We start from the raw sequence: 16,512 nt of genomic DNA, 5'->3' as shown, positions 1-16,512 counted from the left end.
TATTTAATTTTTTGTAAAATTCTTATTAACTAATATGTATTATATATGTTATGTTTTTCAATGTCAATAAAAATCTAATTATGTTACAGGACATATGATTGAATTGTGATAATGTCTTAGTATACCGCATTTGATTATGTCCCAAATAAATAAGTTTATAGTATAATAAAACCTCATGACTAAGAAGTGAGGTGGACAAAATCAGAAAGGTAGTTTTAACAATGAATGAGAATGCAAAATATAACATAATCAAGAAATTAGTAGAGAGCAATGGTAACAAGCAAAGAGCTGCTGTACAGATTAACTGTACTGTTAGGCACATTAACAGAATGATTAAAGGGTATAAAGAGCAGGGAAAAGCCTTTTTTATACATGGAAATCGTGGTAAAAAACCTGTCCATGCTTTAGATAATTCTACAAAACAGACTATTGTTGACTTATATCGAACAAAATATGAAGGCACCAATTTAACTCATTTTTCAGAACTCTTAAAAGAATTTGAAGGAATCAAAGTTTCATCAAACACTATACGTTCCATCCTTTTGCAGGAATTCATCCTGTCTCCTAAGGCAAAACGTTCTTCTAAGAAGGCTCTATACACTAAACTTAAAGATATGCAAAAATCTACAAAGTCAAAAAAGCAGGCTAGTGTTATTCAAAGTTCTATTCTTGCTATCGAAGATGCTCATCCTAGGCGTCCGAGATGTGCCTACTTTGGAGAAATGCTTCAGATGGATGCTTCTCTTCATCCTTGGTTTGGTGGAGAAAAAAGTCAGCTTCATATAGCTGTAGATGATGCCACAGGTGCTATTGTAGGTGCTTATTTCGATGTTCAAGAAACGCTAAATGGATATTACCATGTACTTGAGCAAATATTGAAAACCTATGGTATTCCTTATATGTTTTACACCGATAGGCGTACAGTTTTTGAGTATAAACAAAAGAAATCCCCTTCTATCGAAGAGGACACTTTTACCCAATTCGGTTATGCCTGCAAGCAGTTAGGAATTGAGATTAAAACCAGCAGCATTCCACAAGCCAAGGGGCGTGTGGAACGAATGTTTCAAACACTGCAATCACGACTTCCTATCGAATTGCGTTTAGCTGGTATAAGCACGATTGAGCAGGCAAATGAATTTTTAAACTCCTACATAAAAAAATTCAATGCTCGATTTGCTTTACCTGTTGATAATATCAAATCTGTATTCGAAACGCAACCTGATATTGAGAAAATCAATTTAATTCTTGGTGTACTTGCTAGTAGGAAAGTAGACAATGGGAGTTGTGTAAAATACAATAAAGGATATTATCTTCCAGTAGATGCTAATGGTCACCCAGTATATTACCATAAAGGTACCTGCGGTATAGTAATAAAGGCATTTAACAATGATCTATATTTTTGTGCAAACGAAAAAGTTTATGCACTTGAATTGCTTCCGGATCATGTTCCTTCATCAAAAAATTTTGATCTTGCGAAGACCTCAAAAACTCCAAAGAAACACTATATACCGCCGATGAGTCACCCATGGAAGCAGGCTTCATTTGAACATTATTGCAATAAGCAGGCTCATAGACAAAAAGAAAACATAGCTTAAAGAACTAAAAAGCCCTTTTACTTAAAAAACTTTAAGTTGATGGATGTGTTTGCTATACCTAAAAATAATGTTATAAGCGTAACAAAGCACCAGCTATTGCTGGTGCTAATAATTAAAACTTTTTGGGACATTTTCAAAATTAGTTGACATAAAAATCTAATTATGTTACAGGACAATATGAATGTTGCTGAAGATATGAATAAACTTATTAAATAGATTTTGGTTATTTTGAACCTATTTATGAAATTGTAGAAATCTATAAAAAATGGAAATGACACTATTTTATTAAAAGGTCATTTCCATTTTTCTATGTTATTGAAGACTATCCAAATTATAAGGTGTCTCTTGATATACATAGTAATTCAGCCAGTTTATAAATAAAAGGTTGGCATGACTTTTCCAAGTTGCTCTAGGTTGTTTGGTTGTATCATTATAAGGAAAATAATTTTTGGGAATCTCTATGGGCAAATTAGCTGCTACGTCTCTATCATATTCTGATTTTAATGTTAAGGTATCATATTCAGGATGACCTGTTACAAAAATTTGACGTCCGCCTTTTGTTGAAAGTATATAGACTCCGGCATCTTTTGATTCTGAAAGTATTTCCAATTCAGGTACTTTTTCAATATCTCCTTTTTTTACACAGGTATGTCTTGAATGAGGTGCGTAAAATATATCGTCAAATCCTCTAAGCAACTGTGTATTTTCTTCATTTATTATATGTGGAAAAATACCAAACATTTTTTTATCTAAAGTATATTTTGGAATACCAAAATGGTGGTAAAGTCCAGCCTGAGAACCCCAACATATGTGTAAAGTTGAATATACATTTTTTTTACTCCAGTCCATTATTTCAGTTAATTCATCCCAATAGTCAACATCTTCAAATTTCAGTTTTTCAACAGGTGCTCCTGTTATTATCATGCCATCAAATTTTCTATCTTTTATTTCATCAAAAGTTTCATAATACTTGAGAAGATATTGTTCTGAAGTATTTCTTGATCTGTGGGATTTAGGATATATCAATGTTATATCAATTTGAATAGGGGAGTTACTAAGCAACCTTAAAAGTTGTACTTCCGTAACGGTTTTAACCGGCATTAGATTCAATATGACTATATTAAGAGGCCTTATATCTTGTTTTAATGCACGCCTTTCATTCATTACAAATATGTTTTCAGCCTTCAGCGTTTTAGAGGCTGGAAGATCGTTAGGTATATTTATTGGCATAAAAAATCCTCCTTTATATATAGGTAGCTTAGGCATTTTCAAAGAAATAACTAGTCAGTATGCTAGGATATTTTTTCAAATGCCTTAATCAAATAAAAATCTTATTTTGAATATTTAAGTAGTGAATAGATATACAAAGGAATAGGCTAATTTAAATAATTTGTATAATAAAAAAGCTGCTTTCATAAGAAAAACAACTTTTAATACTAATTATAGAAACTATTTTCCTTATCTTTCAGAAATAATCTGCTGGAATTAACACCATACATTCAAATGAAAAATGTTGGTTGTCGGGTTTCATAGGGCCAGTCCCTCCACCGCTCTTGATAAGATTTAAATTGACTTTATTTAATTTATTATATAGTATACTAAAATTGAACTTTTGTCAAATACAAGTTGTCTCAATATCAATAAATAATTTGAAAATTCACAACAATGAAGAAAAAGAAATGTTGGTAAATATTTAATTCTGTGGTACAATAAAAATTAATATTTCATGCTGATTGTAGTGATTAGACAGCATGATGTATAAAAGCAATATTCATTATAATATTAATAAATCAAAGAGGTGGGGATTTAATTATGGAAGCAAAGTTAGAAAAAAGGTATGGCCTTATTACTGCTATAGCCATGGTCATCGGAATTGTTATAGGTAGTGGTGTATTTTTTAAAGCAGAAAAAGTTTTAACTGCAACAGGTGGAAATCTTACACTTGGTATACTGGCCTGGGTTATAGGTGGTATTATTATGATTTCTTGTGCCTATACTTTTGCGGTAATGGCAACTAAGTATCAGTATGTAAACGGTGTAGTAGATTATGCAGAAGCTACTTTGGGAAAAAAGTATGCATATTATGTTGGGTGGTTTATGGCACTCATTTACTATCCAACATTGACGTCAGTATTAGCATGGATTTCGGCTAGATATACTTGTGTATTACTTGGATTCTCAATTACAGGTGGAGAGTGTATGACTATTGCAGGCGTATATTTGATAGCAAGTTTTGCGTTAAATTCACTGTCACCAATTTTAGCAGGTAAATTTCAAGTTAGTACAACCATTATAAAACTTATTCCACTAGCTTTAATGGCTGTAATTGGAACAGTTGTGGGTGTGGGTAATGGTATGATTGCATATAATTTTACAACGGTAGTAAAAGAAGTTAATACTTCTAATGCACTGTTTACAGCTGTTGTTGCTACAGCTTTTGCTTATGAAGGATGGATCATTGCTACAAGTATTAATGCAGAGTTAAAAGATGCAAAGAAAAATCTTCCATTGGCGCTTGTTGGAGGAACTTTTGTAATTATGATTATTTACATACTCTATTATGTAGGACTAGCTGGAGCAGTAACAAATAAGGTTATGATGGCTGGCGGTGAAGCAGGAGCTAAATTGGCTTTCCAAACAGTTTTTTCATCAGTAGGTGGTTCACTGCTGTTTGTATTTGTTATCATTTCCTGCCTTGGAACTTTAAATGGATTAATGCTGGGATGTACTCGAGGTATTTATTCTTTAGCAGCAAGGAATATTGGACCAAAACCAGATGTATTTAAGCAAGTTGATAATGTGACAAATATGCCTACTAATTCATCTGTATTTGGACTGCTTCTTTGTGGTATATGGTTATTATACTTTTATGGTGCTAACTTAACAAAACCTTGGTTTGGATTTTTCTCTTTTGATTCTTCTGAATTACCTATAGTTACTATCTATGCATTATACATTCCTATTTTTATTATGATGATGAAAAAGGAAAAGGATTTAAACCCATTTAAGAGATTTATAGCACCTATTATTTCCTTAGCTGGATGTGTTTTTATGATAATTGCTGCTTGCTTTTCTCATAAAATGGAAGTCGCTGCATATCTGATTGTCTTTGCAGTTGTAATGATTTTTGGAGCTATGTTTTGTAAAGAAAAAATTGAGGAATAAGGATAAGAATAGAATTTAATTGAATGCATAAAAACAAAGGGTTAAAGTATTTAGCCCTTTGTTTTTATTTTTTGATATCTATATTAAAAGATATTGACATAGATGCATGTTAATATTATAATGTTAATAACAAATAGTTAATAACAAGACTTAAGCATGTAGGTGACAATATGGATAAGAAGCAGCTTGAAAATTTAAGTTACATAAGTTTGATAATATTTTTTAGGAGGAATAAATTATGTTTGGATTTAAATTTATAAAATTTCAACCAAGTGAGTATGTATTAAAGTATAGGAATGGTAAAATTGTAAGGGAAGGTGCTGGAATATCATTTTATTATTATGTTCCAACCACTTCAATTGTTCTTGTCCCTGTTGGAAGTGTGGATTCACCTTTTATTTTTGAAGAAGTTACTTCAGATTTTCAAACGGTTACGGTTCAAGGACAGGTTACTTTTAGAATTGTCGACCAAAAGAAAATTGCAGGAGTTTTAAATTATACACTTGATATGAAGAAAGGAAAGGGCTATGTTTCCGATGATCCTAAAAAACTTCCACAGAGGGTAATAAATATTGTAAGGGTGCTAACTAAAAAGACAATTGAAAATTTGGAGCTCAAGGATGCTATTAAATCAAGTGAAATACTTGCAAGTGAGATATTGAGTAAGATTAAAAAAAGTGAGGAGATAGAACTTCTTGGAATTGAAATACTTGGACTTTCAATATTAAATATTGTTCCAAATAAAGAAACTGCAAGGGCATTAGAAGCTCAGACAAGAGAGAAAATCTTGAAGAAAGCAGATGAAGCTATTTATGAGAGAAGAAATGCTTCAATTGAGCAGGAAAGACGTGTAAAGGAAAATGAATACAATACGGAGATAGCAGTTGAAAACAAGAAAAAACAAGTTAGAGAAACACAACTTGAAGCAGAGAGGACTTTCCAGCAAAAGCAAAATGAACTCAAACAAGAAAAGATGAATTTTGAAACTGCACTTGAAGAAAAAAAGAGAGCACTTGTTGACATCTCTGTAAAAAATTCAAAAGTTAGAGCTGATGCAAAAGCTTATGAGTTGTCAGCTGTTATGAAGTCGCTAGAAGGAATAGATTCTAATATAATACAATCTCTTGCAAGTATTGGAATGCAGCCAAATAAATTAGCAGCACTTGCCCTTCAAGAACTAGCAGAGAATGCAGGAAAAATTGGACAGCTTAATATATCACCTGATCTTTTTCAAGAAATACTTAAAGGGAGAAATTAGTTATGGTAAGATTAACTGAAAATAAGATAGTTATAATAAAGAGGAAGACAGGCCTTGAAGAATTAATTGCAAGATATAATACAATTGAACAGGCAAAGTTTTATATCGAACATCTTGGAAGTGACTTTTCAGATTATATCACTGAAGATAAAATTTATAAACAAGCTGTATCTAAAGCTCAAAGTCAACTTGAAGGATTAGGCAGAACTCAAATTGTGGATAGGGATTTTGTACCTAACTTTATATTTGGGGGTAATGATTTAGTGGTAGTTATAGGACAAGATGGTCTTGTGGCAAATACTTTAAAGTATCTTTCAAATCAGCTTTTAATTGGTGTAAATCCTGATTCTTCAAGGTGGGATGGAGTGCTTCTTCCATTTAAAGTTGATGATCTTAAATTGGTTGTTAAAGATGTCTTTAATGTAAAAAGACAAGTTAAAGAAGTTTCCATGGCAAAAGCAGCTTTAAATGATGGACAGAGTATTTATGCTGTAAATGACTTGTTCATAGGACAAAAAAGTCATGTATCTGCTAGGTACAATATAAAGTTAGGCAAAGATGAAGAACATCAATCTTCAAGTGGAGTTATTGTATCTACTGGTCTTGGTTCAACAGGATGGCTCAAAAGTATACTTACAGGTGCTATAAATATTATAAATAATACATCTAATTCAGATCTTAAAATCAAGCAAAAAAATAATCCAGCTTGGGACATTGATTATTTGTACTTTTCTGTACGTGAGCCTTTCCCAAGTAGAACTACAAAAGCAGATATAGTTTTTGGAAAAATTAAAAAAGGATCTCAACTAAAGATATCATCTCAAATGCCTGAAAATGGAGTCATATTCAGTGATGGCATTGAAAGTGACTACCTTAAATTTAACTCTGGTATAGAAGCCACAATCACACTTGCTGAAAAAAAGGGACATCTAGTTATATGATTTTATAAAACTCTAAGTAGGAATAAAAATGTTTTACTAACTTCCGGAAGTTTAATTTAGTCTTTAAAATTAAAGAGTATACTCTTTAGGTGGATTACCTGAAAAATTGGCTATTACAGCTTTTGCATCTTTAAGATAAAAAATTTCAAAAATTGGGTTTTCTGCTGACTTGTAAAGTGATTTCACTAGACTACTGTTCTCTATAATAGCTTTTTTAGTTTCCATATCATTTGAAAATACAACTTTACCATTTAATCTTATCCATGCAAATTTTGGACTTGATGTTGAAATTTCAATATAGGGACATTTTTGAAGTTGGGCAAAAACGTCTTTTTTATTGTTTGTGCAGAAATATAGTTTCCCTTCTTTCTCAAGCATAAATTGGAAAGGACGTACTTTTGGTTTACCGTCTAATCCTACAGTTGCAAAATATTGCACTGGATTTTCTTTTAAAAATTTTACTACTTCGTTCATCTTAATGAACCTCCTTTAAAATTGAACTTGCAATTTGCTACTTACAAATTTATAATAATATTCATAATATCAAATGTAAAGTAAGCACTTAAAAGTACTGTAGTTACCTAAAGTATACTATTGTGTGCTTATAACATTTTTAAAGGAGAAACTTTTATGGATAAAAAAGATTTGCCTGCATGCCCAGTTGAAACTACACTCTCACTCATAGGTGATAAGTGGAAAGTTTTAATCATTAGAGATTTGCTTACAGGTACCAAAAGATTTGGAGAATTAAAGAAGTCGGTTGGAAGTATTTCACAAAAAGTTTTGACTCAAAATTTAAGGCAGATGGAGCAGGATGGTCTTGTAAATAGAAAAGTATATGCTGAGGTTCCACCTAGAGTTGAATATTCACTGACAAGCCTTGGATTCAGTTTAAAGCCAATACTAGATGTCATGTGGAGTTGGGGAGAAGAGTATAAAAAATGTAGTTTAGGTAATAATTTATGCTAATTGAAAATATTATTTTACTTATACTTATTTTGCTTTTATATATAATAGTATGGTATTATGTCGGAAGAAAAGTAAAAGGGGTATTTTTAAAGAAAAATAAAAATTTAAAAAAGAGACTGTATTGGATTGCATTTTGGTTCATAGCTTTTTCTTATATTATAAGTTCTATATTTAAAAGTGTTGTATCAGTAAACAACATATTAGCTTCACTATTAACACTAATAGGAGCATTATCCCTAGGAATTTTTTATTACTTGCTTATATTATTTCTGCTTACGGATGTGGTAAAATTTATTTTAAAAAAGGTAGGGTTTAATGGGAGAATTAGAAATTATATAAGTGCCATATATGATGACGGAATTTCAATTTTTATAATAGTTTTAATTATTTTTTCTTTTGGCATGTGGAATGCCCTTCATCCAGTCGTAACAAATTATAGTATAGATATAAATAAAAGTGCAGGTAAAATAAACTCACTAAACGTGGTAATGGTGTCAGATGTACACATGGGCATAATGATTAAGGAAAAAGGTATTGATAAAATGGTGAATTCCATAAATAAATTAAAACCTGACATAGTTTTCTTTTGTGGAGATATGGTTGATGAAAGCACAACTACAAAGTTAAAGAAATATTACGGACAAGCTTTTAAAAGGATAAACTCAAAGTATGGTGTATATTACATTACAGGAAATCATGAATATGGAGAAAATTTATCTGAAACAATTAGTTATATGAATGAAGCAAAAGTTAAAGTACTGCAGGATAAGGCAGTTAAAATAGACAATAGTTTTTATGTGGTAGGTAGAAAGGATGCTGATAGCGGCGAAAAGATAAAACCGCTAAATGAAATTTTGAAAAATGCAGACAAATCCCTACCTATTATAGAATTAAATCATAGACCGGTGGGTATTGAGGAAGCTCATAAGGAAAATGTGGATTTACAGCTTTCGGGACATACTCACAGGGGACAATTTTTTCCCAATAATCTTATGACAAGTCTTATTTATGAAGATGACTATGGATACCTTAAAAAGGATAATTTTAATTTAATAGTTACTTCTGGTTATGGAACCTGGGGACCTCCTATAAGAATTGGAACAAAAGGTGAAATAGTAAACATTAAAATTAAGTTTAAGTACTAGGTGTATGAATTATAAATAAGAAAAACAAAGCAAGTAAAACATATATTTGCTCTGTTTTTCTTATCTGTAGAAGCTGCAGGTAAAACTGATTTTTTTTATAAATAGATTTTAATTAGAAGCAACAGGTATTCTTAATGAAAGGCATGTAAGGCCTCCGTCCATTTTTTCAAATTCAGACATTTCAACTTCAACGATTGTATAACCTGCATCTACTAAATTCTTCTTTGATTTTTCAAATCCTTTTGGAATTATAAGATTACCATTCATCATTATACAGTTTGCTGAATATGCCTCATCATCATCTACTTTTATAATTTTGAAATCTTTAAATGAATCATTATTTATAAATTCACCAGCTCCAATAAAGGTATTTTTCTCTAAATAAACTATTCCTGTTTTAAGATGAAGTATTTTTTTAACAGGTATTGTTGAAGCTGTATATCCATATTTGTTTAGTATTTCTGTAAGCTGTTTTGCACCTTCGGAATTTGTTCTTTTTGATTGACCTATATAAAAATGATTTTCAGCCCTTAATATGTCTCCACCATCAAGGCATGCATCACCAGATAAAAATTCTATGTTATTATAAAATTTTTTAAGCACATCGATTATTTCTTTTTCTTCGCCTTTTCTTGACTCTGCACCGGGTTTTGTTATTATAGCACATTTTTCAGTTACAATTGCTACATCTTCTACAAATGTTGAATCAGGATACTTTTCATCAGCATCTAGTATAGTAACACTACATCCACATTTTTCTAATGCTTTAATGTATTGCTCATGTTGTTTCAATGCCTTTTTATAATCAGCTTTTCCAAGGTTTGACGTAGTTATTCCATCTGCAAAATTTTTGCTTGGTTTTCTTACTATTACGTTTTTTATCATAATAATCAGCTCCTTATAATTTTAACAATTAATTAAAGCAAAACTTATGCCAATATTGAAACCTACTAATACCGCTATTTTTTTCTAAAAAAGCGAAAATTTTTTTGCTTTTTAGAAAAATTTTTTTCACTTTACTTATCTATGTTATATTTTGACAATTTGTAATTAAGAGCTTGTCTTGATATTTTTAGCATTTTTGCTGCGGCAGTTGTACTAGTAGTGGTTTTTATAGCATTTTGAATAATGCTTTTTTCGTAATCTTGAACAAGTTCTGTTAGAGATTTTTCAGAAATTGTAAAATTCGTGATTTTGGAATGGGTATTTTTTATAGAAAAAATGTAATCAGGTAAATCTTCTACGGTTATAATATCGTTATATGTTAAATTAAAGGCAGATTCTATAACATTTTTTAATTCTCTTACGTTTCCTGGCCATTTATAATTTTTAAATATGTTTTTAACAGAACTATCAATTCCTTTAATGGATTTTCCCATTTTATTATTATATTCTTTTATAAAATGATCACATAAAAGTTCAATATCATTTTTTCTATCCTTCAAATCAGGTAAGTTTATTTGAATAACCCCAATTCTATAGAAAAGATCTTCCCTAAGCTTGTTTTCAACGATAGATTCTAAAGGAGATTCATTCATTGCTGAAATTATTCTAACATTTATTTTTATACTTTCAGCTGAACCAATTCTTCGTATTTCTTGATTTTCAATTGCCTTTAAGAGTTTTGCTTGCATAGATATTTCCATTGAATTTATTTCATCAAGAAAAAGAGTACCACCATCAGCAGCTTCGAATAATCCTTTTCTATTTTCAGCTCCTGTATAACTCCCTTTTAATGTACCAAATAAAATACTTTCAAGAAGTGTTGCTGGAATGGCTGCACAGTTTTGTGATATAAAAGGATTAGAAGATCTGGTACTATTTCTATGTATGGATTGAGCTATAATTTCTTTTCCTGTGCCTGTATGTCCGCAAATTAAGACTGATGAATCGGATCTTGATACCTTTAATACTTTTTTCTTTATTTTTATCATGGTATCATCACAAGTAATTATATCATCAATATTATAATATCTGCTTCTATTTTTATTTCTTTCTTTTAATTGTAATGTTATATCTTTTCTTTGTTTTTTAGGATCAATATATGCTGAAATTTCAACGGCACCAATAGTTTCAGATTTGGACCTTATTGGAAAAGTTGAATTTACTGCATTTATTTCGATTCCTTTATAATTTACAACATGCTGAGTTTCATTAAGAATTGCTTTTCCGGTTTTTAATACTTTTAGTAAACTGCTATTATCTTTATTTAAATCTGGATATATGTCACATAGATATTTTCCTATTACTTCTTCAGCATAGAGGTTGTAAATATCCGTTCTAAAGTTATCAGAATACTTAATTATTCCATTGTTATCTATCAATACTATTGCATCAATATAATTGTATAAACTTAATATTTGCTTAATATAGTTCTGTAACATTTTGGTCACCTCAATTTATTATCTTACATTTGAAATTAAATGTATAAAGTAACATTAAATTTTAGATTCAAATATTATTTAATCATAATTTTACACCATTTTACAAGTGGTTTAAAGTTATCTAAAAATGTGAATAAAAAAATAGTTAAATATTCTAATTATTGATGGTTTGATTACTCAAAATGAAGAAAAGTCAATTATTTATTATAAGGAAAAAGTTACACTAAAATTAGAAGTATAGTTAGAAATAACTTATAATAAATCCTGCATTTGCATATTCAAAATGTACTTTTGAAAGATATTAGAAAAGAATTATCTAAATTTGTCATAAAAAAGCACTACTTGTTTTTTAATGTCTGCTATGATAAAATTTAAGTTAAATTTAGATGCAGGAGGGAAATTATGACACATTTACTTGAGCCACTAAACAGTGGTAAATTAGTTTTAAAAAATAGATTAATTATGCCGCCTATGGCTACAGAGAAATCTGAAGATGATGGAAAAGTAAGTAGTAAGCTTTTGGAACATTATGATGAAATATCTAGGGGAGGGTATTTATCACTCATTATAGTTGAACACAGCTTTATTGAACAAGAAGGAAAAGCTAGCAAAAATCAGCTTTCTGTTGCAGATGACAGTACAATAGAAGGTTTAAGAAAAGTAGCTGATACTATTCATAAAAACGGTTGCAAGGCAGTTATGCAGCTCAATCATGCTGGGAGTGCAACCACAGTGGCAGTTACAGGAAGTGTTCTAGTTGCACCTTCAGCTGTGGAAAATCCTTTTATGAAATCGGGTATTCCAAGAGAACTTACTTATGATGAAATTCAGAATATAGTTAAAAGCTTTAGTGATGCTGCTATTCGTGTAAAGGTAGCTGGTTTTGATGGAGTAGAAATTCACTCTGCTCATGGATATCTTTTGAATCAATTTTATTCTCCACTTACAAATAAAAGGACTGATGAATATGGTGGAGATGATGTAAAGGGTAGAATTAAAATTCATCTACAAATAATAAAGGCAGTACGTGAAGTTGTAGGATCTGAATTCCCCATTTTTATGAGATTGGGAGCTTCTGATTACATGGAAGGTGGAACTACACTTGAAGATAGTAAAGTTGCGGCTTGTGAATTTGAAAAAGCAGGATTGGATGTTTTAGATATTTCAGGAGGATTTTGCAGATTTACCATACCGGGAAATAACTCTCAGGGATATTTTTCAGAACTTAGTGGAAGTTTGAAGCAGTTTATATCAATGCCTGTTATATTAACTGGAGGTATTACAAAAGCTGAGGCTGCAGAGGAATTTCTTGTAGATGTAAAAGCTGATCTCATAGGTGTAGGAAGAGCCATGTATAAAGATTCTGCTTGGGCTAAAAGAGCTATTGAGGGTTTTGAACATAGTAAATGTTAGTATATTTCGGGAGCATACCTGGATTGGTTTACATAAATCTAGGCACGCTCCTTATTTTAATTTCATAAATGTCTTATAAGTTACAAGAGATGCCTTTTACAGACTTTTTAGCTGCCATGATTTTAAAATTGTATTTTAGCTAAAGAAAGTATTTTTGAAGCTGTAGCATCGTCAGTAATAAGTGTATTTATATACTTTCCACGTAGGGCTCCTAAAATTGCTTTGGCTTTAAATTTACCAGCAGCAATACCTATTACATGCTTTGCTTGGCGTATAGCAGAAGTATCTATTCCTATGACTTTTTGGTTTATGTCAACATCTACTTCTTCTCCTAGATCATTGTAAACACGTCCGTAAATACATCCTACAGCTTTTAGATCATCTAAATTGTATTGCTTAACTCTTTCTAAATAATTTGCCCAAAGGGAAGAAGAGAACATAGCATCTATTGTACCTACTCCTGTAAGAATTATATCTGATTTATTTGCAAAGAATATTGTATCGCTTAATACAGGTTCATGCATGAGTGCCTTTCTGGCATAATCATTATCTACATAAAGAGGAGCATATAAATATTTGCATTTACCTCCATATATTCTTGCCATACGTCTCATGAGTTCTTGAGAATCTACAATAGTATTATCTTTAGCAGCAGAGCCTACTACCTGTACAGTAGTTATTGGTAGCTTCTTTTTTGGCTTCAAATTTTTTATTAAATTTAAAAGAGTTTTACCCCAAAGTACACCTATAATAGAATTTTCACTAATTAAATCATCTACATATTGAGCTCCTAATTTTCCTAGTGTACTTAAGGTTTCTTCATAAGCAAGCATTTTATTATCAAGCACGAGGGCATCTTTTAAATCAAAATTTTCTTTTAAAATATTTTCTAATTTAGGAACTCTACTGTGGGGTTTGTTTATGGTGATTTCTACTACATGTTTGTCACGAGCTTCTTGAAGTAATTTAGAAACTTTAAATCTAGTAGTAGATAATTTACTTGCTATTTCACTTTGAGTCATATTTAATTCATAATACATATCAGCCAATTTGGCAAGAAAATTTAATCTTTCAGCTTCATTTATTTTTTCAAATTCATCTATCATGTTTAACCTCTCAACTAATTTTATATTTAGTGTAAATTCAAAAACAACTTTTAATTAACTTAGAAATAATATTACTAAAGGAAACTACTGATAATCCTGCACACACAAACTAATTATAATAGAACTAATTTGCTTTTTCAAGACAATGGGGGAACCTTAAAAATTTAATTTACAATTTTATGTAATTAAATAAATATTTTAGCTAACTAATATCTTGCCATCAATTTTGAATTTTATAAGTAAATCATGCAAGTTTAACACAAAAGTATATAAAGTTAACTCTTGTTTCACTAATGATATAATAATACTATTATGTAAAGGCTAAAATTCGTATAATACTAATTTTACAGGATAATTTTAAAACATTTGTATAATATGTAAACTAATGTTGACTTTGCTAATTAAATCTGTTATTATGAAATCGTAGTCAAATGATTGCAAAATTAGATATATATCTACATATTTGAAAACAATTTTACATTATATTTGAAATTGATTTTATGAACTAATGTACAAATTAATAACCTGTGTTAATACTAAATTGCATAGGAATCAATTGAAGATTAAATACAATTAAGCATGGTTTTATTTTCAATGTAAACGTTACTACAAAAACATATTAATATGTTCTTAAATTTATATGGGGATATAATTGAAAATTTAAATAACATAAAGTGATTATGTGGGATAAAAGAATCACCAGTGGTGGTGATGTAGAAAATGAATTCTTATGAGTTTTCTAATACAATATTAAAATTTAATAAGAGGTGAATATTTAATGACAAATCATGATATTTTATTGCTTACTATTGCATTATGCAGCGTTATATTGTTGGTACTTCTCATTGTTTCAAAATTACATTTTCATGCTATGGTAGCTCTATTAGTAGTTTCAGTTGGTGTAGGACTTACAGCTGGTCTAGATATGAATAAAATAGTAAAATCAATTACAGATGGTGCTGGTGGTACACTAGGAGGTGTGGGATTGCAAGTTGCACTTGGGGCAATGATAGGAAAACTATTAAGTGTTTCGGGCGCAAGTGACAAAATTGCTTCAACAATCTTAAAAGGTTCTAGTAACAAAACTTTACCATGGTTTATGTGTGGAGTGGCGTTTATTATTGGAATTCCAATGTTCTTTGAAGTAGGGCTAATTATGCTTTTACCAATAGTGTTTAGTGTTGCTGCAAAACTTGAAAAGCAAGGGAATCTAAAAGGATCAGCATATATTCATATTGGGGTTCCGGTTATAGCAGCTTTGGCAACAATGCATGGTATGGTTCCGCCGCACCCTGGTCCTTTGACTGCTATTGCAGGTATCAAAGCAAATCTTGGGGTTACATTGATTTATGGTATTATTTGTGCAATCCCTGCAGCAATTATTGCAGGACCAGTATATGGCGAATTTATTGCACCACGTATGACAGTTCGTCCTGATAAACAACTGCTAGAGCTATATGCAGCATCTTCAATTGATTCACAAGAAAAAACTTCAGACTTAGGTGTTTCATCAGCAAGTTCATTTATCGTTGCATTATTGCCAATGTTACTGATGCTTACCGATGCACTTGCAAAAACATCCTTTAAAAAAGCGGTATTGTTGAATAAAATAACAGGATTCATTGGTAATCCAATAATGGCCTTATTAATCGGTCTATTAGTAGGAATGATATGTTTTGGATATGCAAAGGGAGTAGATACAAAAAAACTTCATGATGAACTCGGCGCTAGTCTAAAACCAATTGCTAATGTCTTATTAATTATAGCTGGTGGTGGCGCCTTTGCAAAGGTACTTACTAATTCTAATGTTGGAGTCGCTATCAATCACCTTTCATCTGGAATACATGTTTCTCCTATTTTATTAGGATGGCTGGTTGCTGCTTTATTATCTGTCTCAACAGGTTCTGCTACTGTTGGTATTGTTGGTGCAACTGGCTTGTTAGCACCGCTTGCTGCGGCTAATCCAAGCATTAGCAAGGAATTACTAGTAATTGCCATTGGTTCAGGATCATTATTCTTTAACTATGCAAATCATGCAGGTTTTTGGTTAGTAAAGGAGTCATTTAGTATGTCAATGGGTGAAACCTTTAAAACTATTACGATGGTCCAATCAATTGTAGGATTGGTTGGATTGGCAATGACACTGTTGTTGAATTTTCTGCCTCGTTTTTAAAAGATTAAAGAGGATGAGAATTTTTACTTGCCTATGCTGAATATCAATAGATCATATTAAAATTGAACGAAAGTATTAAAAAGGAATGGAATCTTAACTAATATAAAGTTCCATCCTTTTTATCTTATATAACTTTTCTACCATAAACATACAAACAAATTACAATTTTACATAATAAAGTATGTATTTTAATTAAATTAGTATTTTATGGCTGATTTTGAATTTTACAAGTAAAGAAAATGGGACTATTTACAAAAGTATAAAATAGTAACAATTGTTTCAATAATAATATACAAAATTTAAAATATAAAGATTAATATTAATATATAGCCTGTTTTAGAAAATAATCTTAAAACATTTGTA

13 protein-coding genes and 1 riboswitch are annotated in these 16,512 nt (G+C 30.6%); of the genes, 8 read left to right on the top strand and 5 right to left on the bottom strand.

Annotated features, from left to right (window positions below):
- Window positions 1-221: 221 nt before the first annotated feature.
- Window positions 222-1,595, top strand: a complete 1,374-nt coding sequence (locus DMR38_RS12475) for an ISNCY family transposase (RefSeq protein WP_127720638.1) — start codon at window positions 222-224, stop codon at window positions 1,593-1,595.
- A 312-nt stretch (window positions 1,596-1,907) separates the two neighbouring features.
- Here DMR38_RS12475 and metA read toward each other — a convergent pair whose 3' ends face one another.
- A complete protein-coding gene (gene metA, locus DMR38_RS12470) occupies window positions 1,908-2,825 on the bottom strand; it encodes a homoserine O-succinyltransferase (protein WP_127721628.1) in 918 nt (305 codons plus the stop codon).
- A gap of 225 nt (window positions 2,826-3,050) precedes the next feature.
- Window positions 3,051-3,158, bottom strand: a riboswitch (SAM riboswitch).
- 249 nt (window positions 3,159-3,407) lie between these two features.
- On the opposite strand from metA, the gene DMR38_RS12465 reads away from it, so the two are divergent.
- From DMR38_RS12465 to DMR38_RS12455, 3 genes are all read left to right on the top strand, one after another.
- The gene (locus DMR38_RS12465; protein WP_127721627.1) at window positions 3,408-4,760 is read left to right on the top strand and encodes an APC family permease; all 1,353 of its coding nucleotides are present in this window, start codon (window positions 3,408-3,410) and stop codon (window positions 4,758-4,760) included.
- 238 nt (window positions 4,761-4,998) lie between these two features.
- Window positions 4,999-6,018, top strand: coding sequence for an SPFH domain-containing protein (locus tag DMR38_RS12460; RefSeq protein WP_127721626.1), 1,020 nt, complete (start codon window positions 4,999-5,001; stop codon window positions 6,016-6,018).
- Between the two features lie 2 nt (window positions 6,019-6,020).
- A complete protein-coding gene (locus DMR38_RS12455; RefSeq protein ID WP_127721625.1) occupies window positions 6,021-6,959 on the top strand; it encodes a sugar kinase in 939 nt (312 codons plus the stop codon).
- A gap of 69 nt (window positions 6,960-7,028) precedes the next feature.
- Here the strand turns inward: DMR38_RS12455 and DMR38_RS12450 are convergent, their stop codons facing one another.
- Window positions 7,029-7,433 (bottom strand): pyridoxamine 5'-phosphate oxidase family protein, encoded by a 405-nt coding sequence (locus DMR38_RS12450; RefSeq protein ID WP_127721624.1) that lies wholly within the window; start codon window positions 7,431-7,433, stop codon window positions 7,029-7,031.
- Window positions 7,434-7,589: 156 nt separating this feature from the next.
- Here DMR38_RS12450 and DMR38_RS12445 point away from each other — a divergent pair, with 156 nt between their 5' ends.
- Together DMR38_RS12445 and DMR38_RS12440 are read left to right on the top strand one after the other, a co-directional pair.
- A complete protein-coding gene (locus tag DMR38_RS12445; protein ID WP_127721623.1) occupies window positions 7,590-7,928 on the top strand; it encodes a helix-turn-helix domain-containing protein in 339 nt (112 codons plus the stop codon).
- Window positions 7,922-9,073: a metallophosphoesterase gene (locus DMR38_RS12440; RefSeq protein WP_127721622.1), complete on the top strand. Its 1,152-nt coding sequence runs from the start codon at window positions 7,922-7,924 to the stop codon at window positions 9,071-9,073. The genes DMR38_RS12445 and DMR38_RS12440 overlap by 7 nt, the downstream gene beginning before the upstream one ends.
- A 108-nt stretch (window positions 9,074-9,181) precedes the next feature.
- Here the strand turns inward: DMR38_RS12440 and DMR38_RS12435 are convergent, their stop codons facing one another.
- Both DMR38_RS12435 and DMR38_RS12430 read right to left on the bottom strand, forming a co-directional pair.
- A complete protein-coding gene (locus DMR38_RS12435) occupies window positions 9,182-9,958 on the bottom strand; it encodes an arginine deiminase-related protein (protein WP_127721621.1) in 777 nt (258 codons plus the stop codon).
- A gap of 131 nt (window positions 9,959-10,089) precedes the next feature.
- Window positions 10,090-11,457, bottom strand: a complete 1,368-nt coding sequence (locus DMR38_RS12430) for a sigma 54-interacting transcriptional regulator (protein ID WP_127721620.1) — start codon at window positions 11,455-11,457, stop codon at window positions 10,090-10,092.
- A 402-nt stretch (window positions 11,458-11,859) separates the two neighbouring features.
- Here DMR38_RS12430 and DMR38_RS12425 point away from each other — a divergent pair, with 402 nt between their 5' ends.
- On the top strand, window positions 11,860-12,870 hold the full coding sequence (locus tag DMR38_RS12425) for an NADH:flavin oxidoreductase (RefSeq protein WP_127721619.1): 1,011 nt from the start codon (window positions 11,860-11,862) through the stop codon (window positions 12,868-12,870).
- Between the two features lie 122 nt (window positions 12,871-12,992).
- Here DMR38_RS12425 and DMR38_RS12420 read toward each other — a convergent pair whose 3' ends face one another.
- Window positions 12,993-13,976: a sugar-binding transcriptional regulator gene (locus tag DMR38_RS12420; RefSeq protein WP_175412998.1), complete on the bottom strand. Its 984-nt coding sequence runs from the start codon at window positions 13,974-13,976 to the stop codon at window positions 12,993-12,995.
- A 778-nt stretch (window positions 13,977-14,754) separates the two neighbouring features.
- On the opposite strand from DMR38_RS12420, the gene DMR38_RS12415 reads away from it, so the two are divergent.
- Complete coding sequence (locus DMR38_RS12415; protein WP_127721618.1) at window positions 14,755-16,149, top strand: gluconate:H+ symporter; 1,395 nt, start codon at window positions 14,755-14,757, stop codon at window positions 16,147-16,149.
- Window positions 16,150-16,512: the final 363 nt, after the last annotated feature.

The sequence above is a fragment of the Clostridium sp. AWRP genome, from assembly GCF_004006395.2.
In the GTDB taxonomy this organism is placed as follows: Bacteria; Bacillota; Clostridia; order Clostridiales; family Clostridiaceae; genus Clostridium_B.
Note: the sequence above shows the minus strand (reverse complement) of the source record. Positions and strands in the feature narration are given on the sequence as shown.

What these genes read in the sequence shown, in the direction of transcription:
- DMR38_RS12460 (WP_127721626.1), top strand. Translation starts at nt 4,999, where the DNA reads ATGTTTGGATTTAAATTTATAAAATTTCAACCAAGTGAGTATGTATTA.
- DMR38_RS12430 (WP_127721620.1), bottom strand. Translation starts at nt 11,457, where the DNA reads ATGTTACAGAACTATATTAAGCAAATATTAAGTTTATACAATTATATT.
- metA (WP_127721628.1), bottom strand. Translation starts at nt 2,825, where the DNA reads ATGCCAATAAATATACCTAACGATCTTCCAGCCTCTAAAACGCTGAAG.
- DMR38_RS12445 (WP_127721623.1), top strand. Translation starts at nt 7,590, where the DNA reads ATGGATAAAAAAGATTTGCCTGCATGCCCAGTTGAAACTACACTCTCA.
- DMR38_RS12450 (WP_127721624.1), bottom strand. Translation starts at nt 7,433, where the DNA reads ATGAACGAAGTAGTAAAATTTTTAAAAGAAAATCCAGTGCAATATTTT.
- DMR38_RS12440 (WP_127721622.1), top strand. Translation starts at nt 7,922, where the DNA reads ATGCTAATTGAAAATATTATTTTACTTATACTTATTTTGCTTTTATAT.
- DMR38_RS12420 (WP_175412998.1), bottom strand. Translation starts at nt 13,976, where the DNA reads ATGATAGATGAATTTGAAAAAATAAATGAAGCTGAAAGATTAAATTTT.
- DMR38_RS12465 (WP_127721627.1), top strand. Translation starts at nt 3,408, where the DNA reads ATGGAAGCAAAGTTAGAAAAAAGGTATGGCCTTATTACTGCTATAGCC.
- DMR38_RS12415 (WP_127721618.1), top strand. Translation starts at nt 14,755, where the DNA reads ATGACAAATCATGATATTTTATTGCTTACTATTGCATTATGCAGCGTT.
- DMR38_RS12425 (WP_127721619.1), top strand. Translation starts at nt 11,860, where the DNA reads ATGACACATTTACTTGAGCCACTAAACAGTGGTAAATTAGTTTTAAAA.
- DMR38_RS12455 (WP_127721625.1), top strand. Translation starts at nt 6,021, where the DNA reads ATGGTAAGATTAACTGAAAATAAGATAGTTATAATAAAGAGGAAGACA.
- DMR38_RS12435 (WP_127721621.1), bottom strand. Translation starts at nt 9,958, where the DNA reads ATGATAAAAAACGTAATAGTAAGAAAACCAAGCAAAAATTTTGCAGAT.
- DMR38_RS12475 (WP_127720638.1), top strand. Translation starts at nt 222, where the DNA reads ATGAATGAGAATGCAAAATATAACATAATCAAGAAATTAGTAGAGAGC.